This is a genomic window from Halogeometricum sp. S3BR5-2 (assembly GCF_031624635.1).
GTDB classification, from domain to species: Archaea; Halobacteriota; Halobacteria; order Halobacteriales; family Haloferacaceae; genus Halogeometricum; species Halogeometricum luteum.
This window is the reverse complement of the sequence record NZ_JAMQOQ010000003.1, coordinates 262,381-278,942: the sequence shown is the minus strand read 5'-3', so window position 1 is coordinate 278,942 and position 16,562 is coordinate 262,381. Positions and strand designations below refer to the sequence as shown.

Genomic DNA, 16,562 nt, shown 5'->3' with positions numbered 1-16,562 from the left:
CCCAGGAACCGACGACAGCGGCGGAAACTGTTTTTCCGATACGGACCGTCGAGGGAACGATGACGACGAGCGTCTACTTCGATCTAGACGGCACTCTCGTGAACTACGCGCTTCCCTTCGCGGCGTGGTTCGACCAATCGGTCCCGACGGAGACGACGGCGGAGATGACGGACGCGTTCTCCGACGCCCTCGACGACGCCCTCGACGCGTACGCCGCCGACCCCTACGAGCGCGCGTTCGAGGCCGTCTGCGAGGAGTACGACCTGGTCGGTCGGCCGGAGATGCTGGCGGCCGCGTTCGTGCGCACCGAAGTGACCTCCGCGCGTGTCGCTCCCGAAGTGCGGAATCTCCTCGATATCCTCTCGCGGCGGCACGATATCGGGGTGCTCACGAACGGCAACGAGACGGTACAGCGGCGCAAGCTACAGGTGCTCGGTCTCGACAAGTGGGTCGACGAACTCGTCGTCTCCAGCGAGGTGAGAGCGCGGAAACCGCAGGCGGAGATGTTCGAGACGGCCAAAGAACGGCTGCCCGCCGACACGTTCGTTCTGGTCGGTGACGACTACGAGGCGGACATCGCCCCCGCCGACGAGCACGGGTTCGAGACGGTGTACGTCGGCTCCGAGAACCGGCCGGACGCGACCGTCGCCGCCGAGGACACCGAGGCGCTGGCGACGCTCCTGCTCGCGCTCTTGGACTGACGTCGGACGAACGAAGCGGAGTAAGTGATTCTCGCGGGCGAGAGGGAGAGGAAAACCAAGAGGGTTCCGAACGTGGCTCCGCTCAGTCGTCGTACTCGGATATGTCGGTCTCGAAACCCAACTCCAGCGGCGCGTTGGCGCGCCGGTCGAAGAGCGTCCCTGCGGCGAACGCGAGGGCGCCGAGGAGGAAGCCGCCGAGCGACCGGAGGACGGAGGCGTCGTCCCGTCGGCGGAGGACGCGCGAGACGCCGCGGAGGGTCGCCGCGGCGCCGAGGAGCATCCCGAGCATCCCGGCCACGTAGGCGACCACCGCGGGCTGGTAGGAGCGTTCCCGAGAGCGGTGATAGAGGCGGCGGAGGAAGTTCTGAAACAGCAGCCCCGACAGGCTCGGAACGAACCGGCGGTAGACGATTCCGCTCTGTTCGTCGCCGTACACCGCTCTGTGCGGGACGTTCACGACGCGCGCGTCGTCGAGGTTCAGCGTCGTGAGCATGTCGTTGAGGAAGCCGTACTGGTCGTACACCTCCTCCAGGGGGATGCGTTCGAGCATCTCGGTGGTGACGGCGGTGTAGCCGTTCTGCGAGTCGATGGTCTTCCAGTAGCCGCTGGAAAGGTTGGTGAGGCGCGTGAGCAGTTTGTTCCCGAACAACCGCCACGTACTCATCTCGCCGACGTTCTCCCGGCGGCTGATTCGGTCGCCCTTGGCGTAGTCCGCACGTCCCTCGGCCAAGGGGTCGAGAAAGTTCGGGAGCACCGCAGGGTCCATCTGCGCGTCGCCGTTCATGACGGCGACGATGTCGGCGTCGTCCTCCATCGCGCGGTAGTAGCCGGTCTTGATACCCGCGCCGACGCCGCTGTTGCGTCCGTGTCGAACGGGGACGACGCGCGCCCCCTCCCGGTAGCCGCCGTCGGCGGCGATGGGGTCGCACGACGATTCGTTCAGACGCCCCGCCGTGGTCTGAATCTCGTTCCACGTGCCGTCGGTCGATCCGTCGTCGACGGCGTAGATTCGGTCGACGTAGGAGGGGACGCTCTCGATAGTCCGCCCCACGAATCCCTCCTCGTTGTAGGCTGGTACGACGACTGCGATTCGTTTTCCTTTGTACATAATTCTCGGTGGCCGTCCCCGTGGTGGCGCTCCGACCGAACTCCGAACGCCGTACGGTTGGAGGGTCGACGCCGCCGATGCGGCCTTCGGTTACAAATCAGGCAGAGAGAGACTTTGTTATGCCCTAGTTTTTCTCGATACGATCCCGTTACGTCGCTCGAAACGCGGTCGGAGCGACGGGAGTCGACTTTCCCTCGAGTGGTGGTCGGACGAACGTCGATTTTCGGGGGCACGCGACCCGGCGCGTATTAGTTCTACACGGGGAGATTCATGTAATTGAACTGATTTGCGTACGGAGGTCCGAACCTGTTCGTCTGGAATCATCCGGCAACAGTCGCCCGTATTTCGGCCCGCGAATCCGGTTATGCGGTTCGTAACCACGCGTGAAATTCCGGCGGGACGGTCGCCGTCCGAGCGAACGGCCCCTCGTCGACCGAACCGCCGGCCCTGCGTAGCCGGGTGCCCCCGCGGATGCGACGGCTCAGAAGAGGCGTCGCAGTACGAAGACGACGACGCCGAGTACGAGCAGTCCGATTCCCCAGTAGAGCGACGGGTAGGGGAGATACGCCAACAGGAGTGTCACGATGCCGGACGTGATGAGCGACCAACCGATGGTGGTTTGACACGACACGAGGTAGGAGACGTGAAGTTCGGTGGTAAAAATGACGGCCGGACGACGGAATGTGACGGAGCGAATTGGCGGCCCGCGGCGAGGCGTCTCCGACGGCCCCGAGAGTTATGCCCGCGCCGTTCGAGGCGTTACGGTAGAGGAACTCACCGTGCAGAGCGTCAATCCATACACCGAGTCGGTCCGAGAGGAGTACGACGAACACGGCGAGGCGGACGTCGAGGAGGCGCTGTCCCGCGCGGACGACGCCTTCGAGGAGTGGCGGGAGCGGTCGCTCACCGACCGCCGCCGTCTGCTCGCGGACGCGGGCGACGTGCTCCGCGAGAACGAGGAGAAGTACGCCGAGTTGATGACGGAGGAGATGGGCAAGCCCATCTCGCAGGCGCGGTCGGAGGTGGAGAAGTGCGCGTGGGTGTGCGACTACTACGCCGAACACGCGGGCGAGCACCTCCAGGAGAAGACGGTGAAGGGGCCGGAGGACGCGGAGACGTACGTCCGGTACGACCCGTTGGGTCCGATTCTGGCGGTCATGCCGTGGAACTTCCCCCTGTGGCAGGTGTTCCGCTTCCTGGCCCCGCACCTCACGTCGGGGAACGTCGGTCTCCTGAAGCACGCCTCGAACGTGCCGGGGTCCGCGCTGGCCATCGAGGAGGTACTCCGCGACGCCGGCTACCCGGAGGGCGTCTTCCAGTCGCTGCTCGTCGACTCCGAGCAGGTGGAGAACATCATCGCCGACGACCGGGTGCGCGCAGTTACGCTGACTGGGAGCGGACCCGCCGGGCGCGCCGTCGCCGAACAGGCCGGCGAGAACCTGAAGAAGAGCGTCCTCGAACTCGGCGGGAGCGACCCGTACATCGTCCTCGACGACGCGCCGTTGGACGAGGCGGCCGAGACGGGCGCGCAGGCCCGAACCATCAACTCCGGGCAGTCCTGTATCGCCGCCAAGCGCTTCATCGTCCACGACGACGTGTACGACGAGTTCGTCGAGAAGTTCGTCGAGGAGATGGAAGCGCTCGACGTGGGCGACCCGAAGGACGAGGAGACGAACGTGGGCCCGCAGGCCCGAGAGGACCTGATGTCGGACCTGCAAGAGCAGGTCGACGAGACGGTGGAGATGGGTGCGACGGTGGAGACGGGCGGCGAACCGATGGACCGGGAGGGCTACTTCTACCCCCCGACGGTGCTGACCGACGTACCGCGCGACTCCCCCGGCGGATGCGAGGAACTGTTCGGCCCCGTCGCCTCCGTCTTCCGCGTCGAGAGCGAGGAGGAGGCCATCGAACTGGCGAACGACTCGCAGTACGGACTCGGCGGAAGCGTCTGGACCGAGGACCTCGAACGCGGCAAGGAGGTGGCCGCGAACGTCGAGTCCGGCGCGGTGTTCGTCAACGAACTCACGAAGTCAGACCCCCGTCTCCCGTTCGGCGGTATAAAACAGTCGGGATACGGGCGCGAACTCGGCGTCGAGGGTATCCACGAGTTCGTGAACAGGAAGACGGTGTTCGTCCAGCACGGCGTCGGCGACGAGTAGCGGTTCGAAAAAGGCCTTCGCGCCGCGTTCGAGTCAGACGGTCGTGGGGACGATAGAGCGGACCGACAGCGTCTCCTCGCACTCCGGACAGCGTTCGACGCGCGCGGCGCCGTACACGTCGCAGTGGTACGAGGCGTTCCCTCCCCTCCCGAGGAGCAACCCGCACGACGGACACGGTTCCGGCCCGGAGTCGGTGCGGCCGAAGAGGCGAGCGAGCGGACGGGACGCGAGTCGTAGCATCGTGTTAGCGTGTGTCACGAGACGTAATAACTCTTTAGATGGTCTCCGTTTCCGACCGTTCGGCAATCCGGCCGGGAGTATACAGGGCGCGCGTCCGGAGACGGGACGACGGCACCGGACCGAGACGACCGCGGAGAGTCGTTCCGCATTCCGTACACTCGATACCGGCGCCGTCCGTCGCCCCCGGACCACGAACGGGACACTGCACGGAGTCGAATCCGGTGTTTTGCGGGACGCATCGCTTCGGAGCACCGTTCTCCCCCTTGGAGATGCGTTATATCGTGCGGTGAGTACTCCTCGACGCGTCACCTGAGACTGCCGACTGACGGCGTAGCCGTTTGTGCCTCGTAGTCGGTCATCCCGGACCAGCGTACGGGTTCGGCCCTCCTCGGGTTCGTCCTCTAATCAGATCTCGAATGATTACCCTTACAGACATACAGTTGTTATTGAATGTATTCTCAGAGATATAGAGCGCCGGTCATCGGGATAGTACTTCTTGGACCGAACGAAGAGGAGAGTCGGAGACGGCCGCGCGACAGTCAACCGAGAGCGCACCGAACGAGGGCGGGAGTCGTCCGGTCGAGGACCCGAGAACTCGTCTGTTCGGTGTGACCGGGGCGGCGGCGAAATGAACGCTCGTGGAGCCTCTCAACTCCTGATTTAGCTCTCCTAAGTGGCCCGTTTAAACTCTCCGTCGAACGACCGAGAGTTGTTTTCAGGATTGTCGAACGGTCGGCGAGGGAGATTGTCAGAGGAGGAGTCAACCGGTTCGAAGACTTCTATCGAGTGGTGGAATAGTCAGAAAAGAACGAGGTAATCCGGGCTGTCGCAGTGTCCCTATAACCATACCGTGTGAGGGTGTAGGATGGGACGCGATGACTCAAGGCGATACGAGCCAACCGCGTTGTACGCAGTGCGGCGCGCCGGTTTCCCGACAGGTGACCGGAACGATGGCTCTCTCCGTAACGACGCTGTGTCCAGACTGCGATCGAAGCGGGTGACGGCACCCGCTCGATACGAGTTTTTCCCCGGTATCGAGACGTATCCGCGTCGACCGAACCGAATTTCGGACGCGGTGGGCGTCCTCGCCCGGGTGCGGCAGGCACTTCGAGGCGTCTCACAATTCTGTTCATCGCTCAGAATATAAATAGCAACTGACGAACTCTTTGAAATTACTAGGCTGGTGTTAAGCGAATGTTCGGGCGGGTAACTATGTGGGAAGATAGTGTACATCATTCATGGACCAGAACGCTGTGTTCGGTCGCGGTGCGAGGTGCCGGCAGTGAGTACCCCGAACGACCGGAGCTACGCCGGGAGTCTCGACGTGGCGGACGGCGCGTCCGCGGAGTGGTACGAGAGCGAAGTGCCCAGCATCGTGACCGGTCTCGAGCAGTCGGGACGGATCAACGACCAGGTGGCCGACAGCGCGTGGACGCTCATCTCGGAGGGGCGTTCGCGCGTGGCGCTCGAACTGGTCATGGACGCCGTAGACGCGACCTAACCGGACGGCGGTCCCGCGTAGCAAACAAATAGATTTTCCGTGCTCCCTCGTAGGAGGCCGTATGCAGACTGTAGTCTTAGCCGCCGGCGTTGGCACGCGAATGTGGCCGCTGACCGATTCGCGGCCCAAACCGATGCTCCCCGTGGCCGGAAAACCCCTCGTCGCGCACACCGTCGACGCCGCCGTCGAGGCCGGTGCGACGGAACTCGTCATCGTCGTCGGGTACGAGGCCGACGACGTGCGCTCGTTCTTCGGCGAGGAGTACGCCGGTGTGCCGGTCGAGTACGCGGTGCAGGAGGAGCAACTCGGAACCGCCGACGCCGTCCGGTCGGCGCTGGAGGTGCTCGAAGGCGGGTCGTTCGCCGTTCTGAACGGCGACGCGCTCTACGACGTCCCGTCGCTTTCGGACCTCTACGACAGCGGCCCCGCAGTGGGGTCCTTCGAGGTGGACGACCCGACGTCCTACGGCGTGCTGGAGACCGACGACGAAGGCAACGTCACGGGCGTCGTCGAGAAGCCGAGCGACCCGCCGTCGAACCTCATCAACGCCGGAGCGTACGTGTTCCCCGAGGAGGCCCACGAGTGGCTGTTCGACGTGGAGGCGTCCGAGCGCGGCGAACTCGAACTGACCGACGTGCTCTCGCGGGCGTGTGAGTCCTACGAGGTACGGCCCGTCGCGTTCGACCGGTGGCTCGACGTCGGCCGACCGTGGGAGCTGTTAGAAGCAAACGAGTGGAAACTCGAAGAGGTGGAGACGCGCGTCGACGGCGAGGTGAGCGAGGACGCCGAACTGAACGGTCCGGTCGTCGTCGAGGAGGGCGCGGTGGTACGCTCGGGCGTCGTCATCGACGGTCCGGCGCTCGTCCGGTCCGGCGCGTCAGTCGGGCCGAACGCCTACGTCCGCGGCGCGACGGTCGTCGGACCGAACGCGAAGGTGGGCCACGCCGTCGAGGTGAAAAACAGCATCCTCATGGCGGGCGCGACGGTCGGCCACCTGTCGTACGTGGGCGATAGCGTCCTCGGCCGCGACGTGAACTTCGGCGCGGGGACGAAAGTCGCCAACCTCCGCCACGACGGCGAGACGGTGACGCTGACGGTGAAGGAACGCCGCGTGGACACGGGCCGCCGGAAACTCGGCGTCATCGTGGGCGACGGCGTGAAGACGGGTATCAACAGCAGCCTCAACGCCGGCGTCGTGCTGTCGCCGGAGGCGACCGTGATGCCGGGCGAGTCGGTTACGAGAGACCGCTGAGGATCGGTGCGGTCGGCGCAGACCGTTGACTATCCTGCGACTTTCGCTGTCGAAGAACGGTGCGCGGACGTGGGGGGCCACGCCGCGCGTCTCCCGGTGAGGGGAAAAGAGAAAGGGCTCGACCGAAGCTAGCGGTCGCGCTTTCTGCTGTAGACGCGCATGAACGTCTCGAACAGTTCGGGGTCGAGTTTGAACTGCACGTCGACGAGGTCCTCCTCGGCGTCGTAGTTCACGTGCTGGACGTCCACGACGTCGAGCACCGTCTCCATCGCGTCGAGTTTGGAGTCGCTGGGACCCTGCTGGACGCCGATACCGCTCTCGTCGACCGAGAGGGAGAGCCCGTCGATGCGGGTCTGGTAGGAGCCTTTCGAGGCGCTGAGAAGCGGATTGCAGCGCTCGACGAGGCCGAGTTCGTTCAGGCGGTCGAGACGGCGGTAGATGGTGGACTCGGAGACGCCGCAGGAGTCTGCCAGCTCCTCCGCCGTGACCGGTCCTTCCTTACCCGCGACGAGAATCTCGCGCGCGACTTCGTCGCCGAGTGCGTCGAGAAGGTCATCACTTTCGACCTCCTCGAGAAGGAGGGACGACGATGCGACCCAATGTGTGCTCGCTGCCATAGGAGCATCTATCGAGAGTACCCCCCTTATGTAATCACAGCATACCGGGTGGTTCGGAAAAGTAGCACGATCGTACCGGTCGGCGTAAGCTCCCCTTACGCAAAGTTGAGAACTGACTTCAAAAACTGCGAGCGGCCGCTGTAGACGGCTTCTCGGCGTTAAACGTCACATTATTCTGCGTGTCCGGAGGAAACGTTCGAATCAATCGTCAAAAACAGCCGCTCGTTCCGCGTGCGCACCGCGACCGAAGCGAGTCGATGGGCGATGCGCGTTCGGTGCTCAGTGGACGGTGACCGACTTCGCCAGATTGCGCGGCTTGTCGATGGGTCGGTCCAGCAGGTCGGCGGCGTGGTAGGCGACCAGTTGGAGTTGGACGCTGGCGGGGATGCCGGCGACGTCGGGGTGCGTCTCCGGGATGGAGAGGACGTAGTCGGCGAACTCCGCTATCTCGCTGTCCGTCTTGCTCGTGACGGCGATGACGGGGGCGCCGCGGGCCTGCACCTCTTTCATACTGCTGAGCGTCGCCTCGTCCTCGAAGCCGGTGAAGAGCGCGAACACCGGCGTGTTCGGTGTGACCAGCGCCAGCGGCCCGTGCTTGAGTTCCGAGGCGGCGAAGCCCTCCGCGTGTTCGTAGGTGATCTCTTTGAACTTCAGCGCGCCCTCCAGCGCGGCCGAGTGCCCGATGCCTCGGCCGATGAAGAAGTACGAGTCGCTGTCCTCGAGTTCCTGCGCCAGCGCCGGCGCGACGGAAGTGTCGAGAATCTCTTGGACGTGGCCGGGGAGCCGCGAGAGCGCCTCGACCAGGTCGCGGCCGTCGGAGGTCCGAGTGCCGGTGATGTCCTCGACGAGACGCTCTCCGAGGAGCGACAGCGCCGTCACCTGCGAACAGAACGTCTTGGTCGCGGCAACGCCGATTTCGGGACCGGCGCGGATGAGGAGCGTGTCGTCGCACTCGCGCGTAACGGAGGAACCGACGGTGTTCGTGACCGCGACGGTGTCGGCTCCGGCGCTCTGCGCGCGGCGGATGGCGTCGAGCGTGTCGGCCGTCTCACCGCTCTGCGTGACGGCGATGACGAGCGTTCCCTCGGTGACGGGCGGTCGGACCAGCCCGTACTCGCCGGCTTGGAACGCGTACGCCGGAACACCGCGCGAGGAGAGCATCGACGAGGCGTACATCGCGGCGTGGTAGGAGGTACCCATGCCGACGAACTGCACCTGGTCGACGTCCGCGAACGACTCCGGCGGGAACTCGTCGAGTTCGACGGTCCCCGTCAGCGCGTTGAGCCGACCGTGGATGGTGTTGCGGAGCGACCCGGGCTGCTCGTGTATCTCTTTGAGCATGAAGTGCTCGTAGCCGCCCTTGCTCGCCGTCTCCGCGCTCCACTCGACACGCTGGACCTCGCGGGAGACCGAGCGGCCCGCGCCGTCGGTTATCTCGTAGCCGTCGGGTTCGATGGCGACGAAGTCGCCGTCGTGGAGGTAGACGACCTGGTCGGTGTGCTGGACGAACGCCGGGACGTCGCTGGCGAGGAAGTACTGCCCCGGCCCGATGCCGAGACAGAGCGGCGACCCCGAGCGCGTCGCGTAGATGGCCTCGTCGTCGCCGACGATGGCGGCGATGGCGTACGTACCCGAGAGGCGAGCGATGGCCGAGCGGAACGCCTCCTCGGCGGTCGCACCGTTGTTCAGTTCCTCCTCGATGAGGTGGGGGACGACTTCGGTGTCCGTGTCGCTCGCGAAGACGTGCCCGCGGGACTCCAGTTCCTTTCGAAGCGACTGGTAGTTCCCGATGATGCCGTTGTGAACGACCGCGACCCGACCCGACTCGTCGGTGTGCGGGTGCGCGTTGTCGTCGGTCACGCCGCCGTGGGTGGCCCAGCGGGTGTGACCGATGCCGAGGTTACCCGAGATGGGGTCGGACTCGATGGACGCGACCAGTTCGGACACCTCGCCGACTTTCTTGTCCAGTTGTATCTTGCTCCCGTTTTTGACTGCGACACCGGCGGAGTCGTATCCCCGGTATTCGAGTTTTTGCAGTCCGTTCAACAGCGGTTCGACCGAATCGTCTTGCCCGATGCACGCGGTAATTCCACACATTGTTAAGCTGCCACCTCAGACTTCTCGCGGACGGTTCCGTCCACGACTACGCCGGCACCGACGGTGGCTTCGGCGCCGACGCTGCTACCTGCCGTTAACGTCGCGTTCGCACCGACCGTGGCGCGGTCGGCGACTATGCTTCCGATTCGTCGATCCGTGTAAAGGCGGCCGTCGACGACGACGTCCGCTCGTCCGCCCGGGGAGGCGACGCAGTCGCCGATGCGAGCGCCCGGCCCCACGACAGAGTCGCGCAGGAGGACGTTCGCTCCCACGTGCGCGTCCGTCGAGAGGATGGAACGCTCGACGACGGCGTTGGCCCCGATATGGACGTTATCTTGTAGACACGTGCCCGGACGGATAACCGCACCGGGACCGACATCGCAATCTTTGCCGATGACGACCGGCCCTTCGACGACGGCCGACTCGTGGACGCGCGCCGAATCGGCGACGTACACGTCGGATCCGTACTGCCGTCCGAGCAGCGTCTCGGAGACCGAGAGCAACTGCCACGGCGTCGAGGGGTCGAGCCAGCCGCCGTTGACGAGGATGGACGTGACCGGACCGTCCAAGTGCTCGATGGCGTCCGTCAGTCGGATCTCGCCCTGCCACGGGTCGGTCCGTTCGAGGGCGTCGAACACCGAGCTATCGAACGCGTACACGCCCGCGTTGACGAGATACCCCTCGCGTTCGACGGGATGTTCGTCGATGTCCGCGATGAGGCCGCGGTCGGTGATGACCACGCCGTACTCCTCGGGCGTATCCGAGTGTGCGACCGCCACGGTGGCGGCGCAGTCTGTCGACTCGTACCGCTCGCGCGTCGACGACACGATGTCGGTGTCGATGATGCTGTCCCCGTTGACGACCAGGAAGTCGCCGTCGACGGCGTCGGCCGCCTGCATGAGCGCGTGGCCGCTTCCGAGGCGCGACGGCTGTTGGACGAACTCGATGTCCGCGCCGTCGTACGTCGCGGTGAGGTGCGTCTGGATTCGATCCCCGCGATAGCCGACGACGACGACGACGCGTTCGATGCCACTCTCTACGAGCGCGTCGAGGACGTAGTCCACGACCGGTCGGTTCGCGACCGGCATCATCGGTTTCGGGAGATACTTCGTGAGCGGACGGAGCCGTTTGCCCTCACCCGCTGCGAGGACGACCGCCTCTCGGATCTCGCTCATCCGCGTACCTCCCGGCACGGGCGAACCCGCGTCGTGCCGCTCGGCGGGGCGGAGCGTAGTGGCATATCCACAGTGATGCCCCGAACGGGCATTGTTATAGGCAGCGTTTTTCCGCGCTCAATAGCCCGTTATCGCCCCCGAGGTGCGAGAATGCACATCCTGATTCGGGGTTTTGAGTGTCTGAGAAGCCGATATAGCAGACAATTAGTCACTAATCTAATCTAACGCCTCAGTTCTCCGTCAGACACAGTAACGGAACGGAGAACGAACGGGACCGGTCGAAGCAAACGAGCGAGCGAGCGGTGCGAGGCGGTGAGGAGTGCTATCCAGTCCCGAGGAGCGGTGGAACGCGGTCACAACCCCTAGGGGAGAGCACCCGAGAATAGGGGACGTGAGGCAGAGTCGTCGGTCGGTGAGAGAACGAATCATCTCGGCGCGAGACGAGCCCTTCGGCTGGAGAGCGTGGAAAAATGGAAGAAACGGGTGCCGAGCCGACCGATCGGAGTCGGTCGTCAGTCGTCGAGTTCGTGCTGGCGGTACGTCTCCATCGCGGTGAGAACCACGAGCGCCGTGGTGCTCACGACCGCCCACGCCGCGTCGGGGACGAGCGCGAAGCCGGGGACGCCGAGGAGGCCGGCCGCGACGCCGACGCCGACGGCTCCCGCGACGGCCACGTTTCGCTGCGACGTGGCGGTCGTCGCGTCTTCGGTCTCGGGCGTCGAGTCGCCGAGGTACGGTTCGAGCTGTTCGGCCGTCTGCTTCAGCGTGATGTCACCGCGGTTCTTCTCGAAGTCGATGACGCCCGAAGTGGCCATCTTCGGAAGGTGACACTGGTAGAGTCCGATGTACACGCGCTTGCGCTGGCTCGACGACAGCTGCGCGATGTCGATGTCGTTCTCCTTCGCGGCGATGAACTCGGCCATGTCACCGAGTTTGGCCTCGCCGTCGTTCTGCTTGAGATACTGGATCGCGTCGCGGCGGCGCTGGTTCTTCAGAAGCTCGAAGATGGTGTCCTTCGAGAGGAGTTCCTGAACCTCTTCCTCCTGTTGTTCCTGCTGCTCGGTCTCTGCGTCCGCCTCTGAGGTCGAGGCGTCTTTCGCGTCGGATTGGGTGAGTGTTTCGAGTGCCATCTGCCTACCTCCCTCTCGCTGAGAGTACCGTTGCGGCGGTCTTCGGCGCCATCCACCAGGTTAATTTGATATTTCCCGATTGGTCCGCGGTGGGTGGCATCCTAACGTCGCTGGTTCGACCCGCACGAGAGGTCAACTACACCTTCTACAGCGTCCTTGATATACCTGCCTTTCAGTTGCAGTATCTGCTTCCATTCGCGCATCGAGAGTATTTTTTAAAACTGACTCTCTGGAGATTAATCAGCTACTGAATAGAAATTGAGTTACTAACGTGGCCGAATCGAGGGGTTAATCGGGTCGAGGAGGCAAAATTCGTCACGAGCGTCGGCTTCGCAGTCGTTGAGTCGGAGCCGAGTCGCAGCGACTGCACTGGCTAAAGGTGGTGACAGATAATGAGAAAATTATCGAGGAGACGGTCGTCGGACGGTGTCCGACCAACCCGGGTTCACTCGATGAGCGTCTCGAAGGAGTTACTGGCGTCGTCGCCGCTCGATTCGGTGACGTACTGGGCCCCGACGAGCGCCAGCAACGCGGTCGAAATCAGAACGGCGATAGCGAACCAGGGGAGCATCGCGAAGACGGGAACTGCGACCGCCCGCGCGAGGATGGCGAGCCACCCGATAACGCCGAGCGCGGCGTAGTAGGTCGCCCACGACCGAGAATCGTCCTCGGTCTGCATCCAGAAGAACCCCTCGTTCGCGATCTCGTCGGTGAGCGCGACGATGCGCTCTTCGTCGTCGTACGAGACGATTCCTGCCTCCTCCAGTTTGGGAAGATGCGTCTGATACAGCGAGATATACACTCGCTGTCGTTCCTCGTCCGTTACATCTTCCACCGATGTGCCGTTTTCGACGGCCGCAATCCGGGCGGCCAGCTGCTTCAGGCTCATCTCGTCTCCAGCCTCGTGGAGATAGTAGATGATGTAGCGACGACGAGAGTTACTGAGTATACGGAACAGCTCGTCTTTGGATAGGTTGATCATCTCATTTCGTGTCAGGCGTGTTTCATCCCGCGCGCCCGCGACTGCCGATGCGAATCGTCGGATGAACGTATTCGACTCAGTATCTTTGTTATCGACTTACTTATGCCGTTACGGCGGCGCCTACCGGCCGTGTTCCGTCCGAGAACCGATGCCGAGCGCCAGCCGACTGGAGCATGTATTCGGTCTGAGCGCCCCGGAATAAATCCCGTCATTAGTCCTAGAGGTGGCGACAGATAGAACTGAGCCGGGGAAATGGAAGCCTAGGAGTGATGTTAATACACGGACACCGAACGTATACCGGTGGCTAACAATACCACATGGGGACAAATGATGGCTCGAATCCGAGATGTTCGAGTTAACAGGCTTTCAGCGGGACCTCCTGTACGTAATCGCAGGCTCCGACCGTCCGTCCGGTCAGGAGATAAAAGAGCGAATCGGCAAGGACGTCGGCGAAGTCAACCACGGTCGGTTGTATCCGAACCTCGACGCGCTCGTCGAGGACGGTCTCGTCGACAAAGGTCAACAGGACAGACGCACGAACTACTACACGATTTCCGAGACGGGCGAGGAAGCCATCCGAGAGCGGCGACGATGGGAGAATCAGTACGTCTCCTTGGACGAGTAGCGCCGGCACGAACGATCCGGCGCGACGACCCCACTCCTGTACTGCCGACCGAACGTAGTCCCGTAGCCGCGCGTTCGAACGACGGCCGCTTCGCGGAATTCCTCGACAGTATCCGCTCTCGATAGCCTTTCTCGAGCGAGTCGCATGCGCGATACCGCAGAGCGCACGGCGCCGCCCCACTCGATGCGACCGGGAGCGTCATCTCCGCGAGTCTCCAAACCGATGGGGTTCGACGCCGGATGGCGTCGAAACGCCGTTCGGACGGTCGAAGCCGACGACCGTCCCGGGCGCCGCTGGGACGGAGGTCGGACGGGAGTCGACGAAAAAAGCGCGGAACGTCGCCTCGGAGCCGTAGTCTCGCGATTCCGAGTGTTCTCTGCGCGTACAGGTTCCCTATAACAAAGCGTGTACGGGACGCCGCTAGGGTAGAGAACGATACATGAACACTCACAGGAACGCGGTCGAACGAACCGAGGTCGGCGCCACGTGCGTCCGACATCCGGTCCGAGGTCGTCGATGACGGCCGACGGCGGGCTATCGCAGGTGGCTATCGTCCTGGGAACGCGGCCGGAAATCATCAAGTGCGCGCCCCTCATCAAGGCGTGTGACCGCCGCGGCGTGGACTGCCTGCTCGTCCACACCGGACAACACTACTCGGACGACCTCGACCAGGTGTTCTTCGATCAGTTGGAACTCCCCGCACCGGACTACAACCTCGAGATAGGCTCGCGTTCGCACGGCGAGCAGACCGGTCGAATGCTCGAGGGCGTCGAGGACGTCCTCGACGAACACGCTCCGGACGTCGTTCTCGTGCAGGGAGACACCAACTCGGTGCTCGCGGGTGCCCTCGCGGCCGCGAAGTCGAATATTCCCGTCGGCCACGTCGAAGCGGGTCTGCGGAGTTTCGACCGCGACATGCCCGAGGAGGTCAATCGCGTGGTGACCGACCACGTCTCCGAGTACCTCTTCGCTCCGACGGAGGAGACGAGAGGGTATCTCGAACGCGAGTCGGTCGGTGGCCGTATCGTCGTCACCGGAAACACCATCGTGGACTCGCTGTACGAGTACCGCGAACTCGCCGCCGAGAAGAGCGACGCTCTCGCCGAACTCGGCGTCGAAGAGGGCGAGTTCTACCTCCTCACCGCCCACCGCGCGGAGAACGTCGACGACCCGGACAACTTCGCGCGACTGCTGGAAGGCGTCTCCCGGTTCGCCCGGGAGACCGACCGCGAAGTCGTCTACCCGATTCACCCGCGCGCACGTTCCCGTCTCGACGAATTCGACCTCTCCGTGCCGGAGGAGATTCGAGCGGTCGAACCGCTCGACTTCCTCGACTTCCTGCGCGCGGAGTCGGCCGCCGCGTTGGCGTTCACCGACTCCGGCGGCGTCCAAGAGGAGACGTGCATCCTCGGAACGCCGTGCGTGACGCTGCGCTACAGCACGGAGCGCCCCGAGACGGCCTACGTGGGCGCGAACTGTCTGGCCGGACTCGACCCCGACGATGTCGTCGAGGCGGGGTCGACGATGCTCGGAAAAGCCGCCGACTGGGACGTCCCGTTCGGTGACGGTCGAGCGGCCGAACGGATACTCGACACGCTCGCCGCCGGGACGGAGCCCGATGCGGCGGAGGTCCCCACATGAAGATCTGTGTACACGGAATCGGTTATATCGGACTGGCGACGGCGGCACTGTTCGCGAACAACGGTCACGACGTGGTCGGCTACGACCCCGACGAGAGACTCGTCGAGGACCTTCGGGCGGGCGAACCGCGAACCACGGAGGAGGACCTCCGCGAGTACGTGCTCGACGCCCTCGACGCCGGCTTCGAACCCTCGAACGAGGTGGTCGAGGCCGACTGTCACATCATCTGCGTGCCGACGCCCTACGAAGAGGAGTCCAAGCGCGCCGACCTCGCGTACGTCGAGATGGCCGGTCGGACCGTCGCGGAGCACCTCCGCGAAGGCGATATGGTTATCCTCGAATCCACAGTTCCTCCGGGAACGACCGAGGAGGTGCTCGCCCCCATCCTCGCGGCGTCGGACCTGACGCCCGGCGAGGACTTCTCGCTGTCGCACTGCCCGGAGACGGTCCTCCCCGGAAACATCACCCACGAACTGATCCACAACGACAGAATCATCGGCGGTATCGACGAGCGGTCGGCCAACGAGACCATCGCGCTGTACGAACCGCTCGTCGAGGGCGACATCCACCGCGCACCCGACGCGACGACGGCCGAGTTCGTGAAGCTCTCACAAAACGCGTACCGGGACGTGAACATCGCGTTCGCCAACGAACTCGCGCGCGTGGCTGGCGACTACGGCATCCGCTCGCGCGACGCCATCGAACTGGCGAACGTTCACCCCCGAGTCGATATTCTCAACCCCGGACCCGGCGTCGGCGGTCACTGCCTCCCCATCGACCCCTGGTTCCTCGGACAGTTCTCCGATTCGTTGGACCTCATCGCCAGCGCTCGCCGCGTCAACGACGGGATGGTCGACTTCGTGGTCGAACTGCTCGAGGGCGAACTCGGGGGACTCGACGGCACCACCGTCGCCGTCCTCGGCGTCGCCTACAAGGGGAACGTCGACGACGCGCGTCACAGCCCCGGTCTGCGACTGGTCGAGCGACTCACCGCCTCGGACATCGAAGAGGCGTGTACGGCCGCCGCGGACGGCGGCCACGCGGCTCAGAACACCGTGGACGTCCGCGCCCACGACCCCCACGTGGACAACGAAGCGATAGACCTCGTCGACCTCGAAACGGCGCTGACGGGCGCGGACGCCGCCGTCGTATCGGCGGGACACGACGTCTTCCGCGACATCGACCCCGCGGAGGCGGCCGAGCTGATGGACGGCCGTGTCGTCCTCGATGGGTTCTCCCTGCTCGACGGCGAAGCCTGGCGTGACGCCGGCTTCGAGTACGTCGAAATCTGAGCGCGGCGGTTTTTCGGATCGGTTATTTCGATAATACTTGAT

15 protein-coding genes are annotated in these 16,562 nt (G+C 64.3%); 7 read left to right on the top strand and 8 right to left on the bottom strand.

What is annotated here, in order from left to right:
* Window positions 1-59: 59 nt before the first annotated feature.
* Entirely contained in the window at window positions 60-701 is a 642-nt protein-coding gene (locus NDI79_RS13250; protein WP_310928987.1) for an HAD family hydrolase, read from the top strand.
* Window positions 702-783: 82 nt separating this feature from the next.
* On the opposite strand, the gene NDI79_RS13245 is transcribed toward NDI79_RS13250, so the two are convergent.
* Both NDI79_RS13245 and NDI79_RS13240 read right to left on the bottom strand, forming a co-directional pair.
* The gene (locus NDI79_RS13245; protein WP_310928986.1) at window positions 784-1,809 is read right to left on the bottom strand and encodes a glycosyltransferase family 2 protein; all 1,026 of its coding nucleotides are present in this window, start codon (window positions 1,807-1,809) and stop codon (window positions 784-786) included.
* Between the two features lie 481 nt (window positions 1,810-2,290).
* Window positions 2,291-2,440, bottom strand: a complete 150-nt coding sequence (locus NDI79_RS13240) for a hypothetical protein (RefSeq protein WP_310928985.1) — start codon at window positions 2,438-2,440, stop codon at window positions 2,291-2,293.
* Between the two features lie 148 nt (window positions 2,441-2,588).
* On the opposite strand from NDI79_RS13240, the gene NDI79_RS13235 reads away from it, so the two are divergent.
* The gene (locus NDI79_RS13235) at window positions 2,589-3,968 is read left to right on the top strand and encodes an NAD-dependent succinate-semialdehyde dehydrogenase (RefSeq protein ID WP_310929299.1); all 1,380 of its coding nucleotides are present in this window, start codon (window positions 2,589-2,591) and stop codon (window positions 3,966-3,968) included.
* Window positions 3,969-4,001: 33 nt separating this feature from the next.
* Here the strand turns inward: NDI79_RS13235 and NDI79_RS13230 are convergent, their stop codons facing one another.
* Complete coding sequence (locus NDI79_RS13230; RefSeq protein WP_310928983.1) at window positions 4,002-4,208, bottom strand: hypothetical protein; 207 nt, start codon at window positions 4,206-4,208, stop codon at window positions 4,002-4,004.
* A gap of 1,282 nt (window positions 4,209-5,490) precedes the next feature.
* Between NDI79_RS13230 and NDI79_RS13225 the strand changes: the two genes are divergently transcribed.
* Window positions 5,491-5,709, top strand: coding sequence for a hypothetical protein (locus NDI79_RS13225; protein ID WP_310928982.1), 219 nt, complete (start codon window positions 5,491-5,493; stop codon window positions 5,707-5,709).
* Between the two features lie 61 nt (window positions 5,710-5,770).
* The gene (glmU, locus tag NDI79_RS13220) at window positions 5,771-6,961 is read left to right on the top strand and encodes a bifunctional sugar-1-phosphate nucleotidylyltransferase/acetyltransferase (RefSeq protein ID WP_310928981.1); all 1,191 of its coding nucleotides are present in this window, start codon (window positions 5,771-5,773) and stop codon (window positions 6,959-6,961) included.
* A gap of 128 nt (window positions 6,962-7,089) precedes the next feature.
* Here the strand turns inward: glmU and NDI79_RS13215 are convergent, their stop codons facing one another.
* The 5 genes from NDI79_RS13215 to NDI79_RS13195 form a co-directional block, all read right to left on the bottom strand.
* Entirely contained in the window at window positions 7,090-7,578 is a 489-nt protein-coding gene (locus NDI79_RS13215) for an ArsR/SmtB family transcription factor (RefSeq protein WP_310928980.1), read from the bottom strand.
* Between the two features lie 279 nt (window positions 7,579-7,857).
* Window positions 7,858-9,675: a glutamine--fructose-6-phosphate transaminase (isomerizing) gene (gene glmS / locus NDI79_RS13210; protein ID WP_310928979.1), complete on the bottom strand. Its 1,818-nt coding sequence runs from the start codon at window positions 9,673-9,675 to the stop codon at window positions 7,858-7,860.
* A gap of 2 nt (window positions 9,676-9,677) precedes the next feature.
* Entirely contained in the window at window positions 9,678-10,850 is a 1,173-nt protein-coding gene (locus tag NDI79_RS13205) for a sugar phosphate nucleotidyltransferase (RefSeq protein ID WP_310928978.1), read from the bottom strand.
* 512 nt (window positions 10,851-11,362) lie between these two features.
* Complete coding sequence (locus NDI79_RS13200) at window positions 11,363-11,980, bottom strand: DUF7344 domain-containing protein (protein ID WP_310928977.1); 618 nt, start codon at window positions 11,978-11,980, stop codon at window positions 11,363-11,365.
* Between the two features lie 445 nt (window positions 11,981-12,425).
* A complete protein-coding gene (locus NDI79_RS13195; RefSeq protein ID WP_310928975.1) occupies window positions 12,426-12,962 on the bottom strand; it encodes a DUF7344 domain-containing protein in 537 nt (178 codons plus the stop codon).
* 346 nt (window positions 12,963-13,308) lie between these two features.
* On the opposite strand from NDI79_RS13195, the gene NDI79_RS13190 reads away from it, so the two are divergent.
* The 3 genes from NDI79_RS13190 (at window position 13,309) to NDI79_RS13180 (ending at window position 16,520) form a co-directional block, all read left to right on the top strand.
* A complete protein-coding gene (locus NDI79_RS13190; protein WP_008385592.1) occupies window positions 13,309-13,587 on the top strand; it encodes a PadR family transcriptional regulator in 279 nt (92 codons plus the stop codon).
* A gap of 516 nt (window positions 13,588-14,103) precedes the next feature.
* Window positions 14,104-15,228, top strand: a complete 1,125-nt coding sequence (gene wecB / locus NDI79_RS13185; RefSeq protein WP_310928973.1) for a non-hydrolyzing UDP-N-acetylglucosamine 2-epimerase — start codon at window positions 14,104-14,106, stop codon at window positions 15,226-15,228.
* Window positions 15,225-16,520: a nucleotide sugar dehydrogenase gene (locus tag NDI79_RS13180; protein ID WP_310928972.1), complete on the top strand. Its 1,296-nt coding sequence runs from the start codon at window positions 15,225-15,227 to the stop codon at window positions 16,518-16,520. The genes wecB and NDI79_RS13180 overlap by 4 nt, the downstream gene beginning before the upstream one ends.
* The last annotated feature ends 42 nt before the right edge of the window (window positions 16,521-16,562 follow it).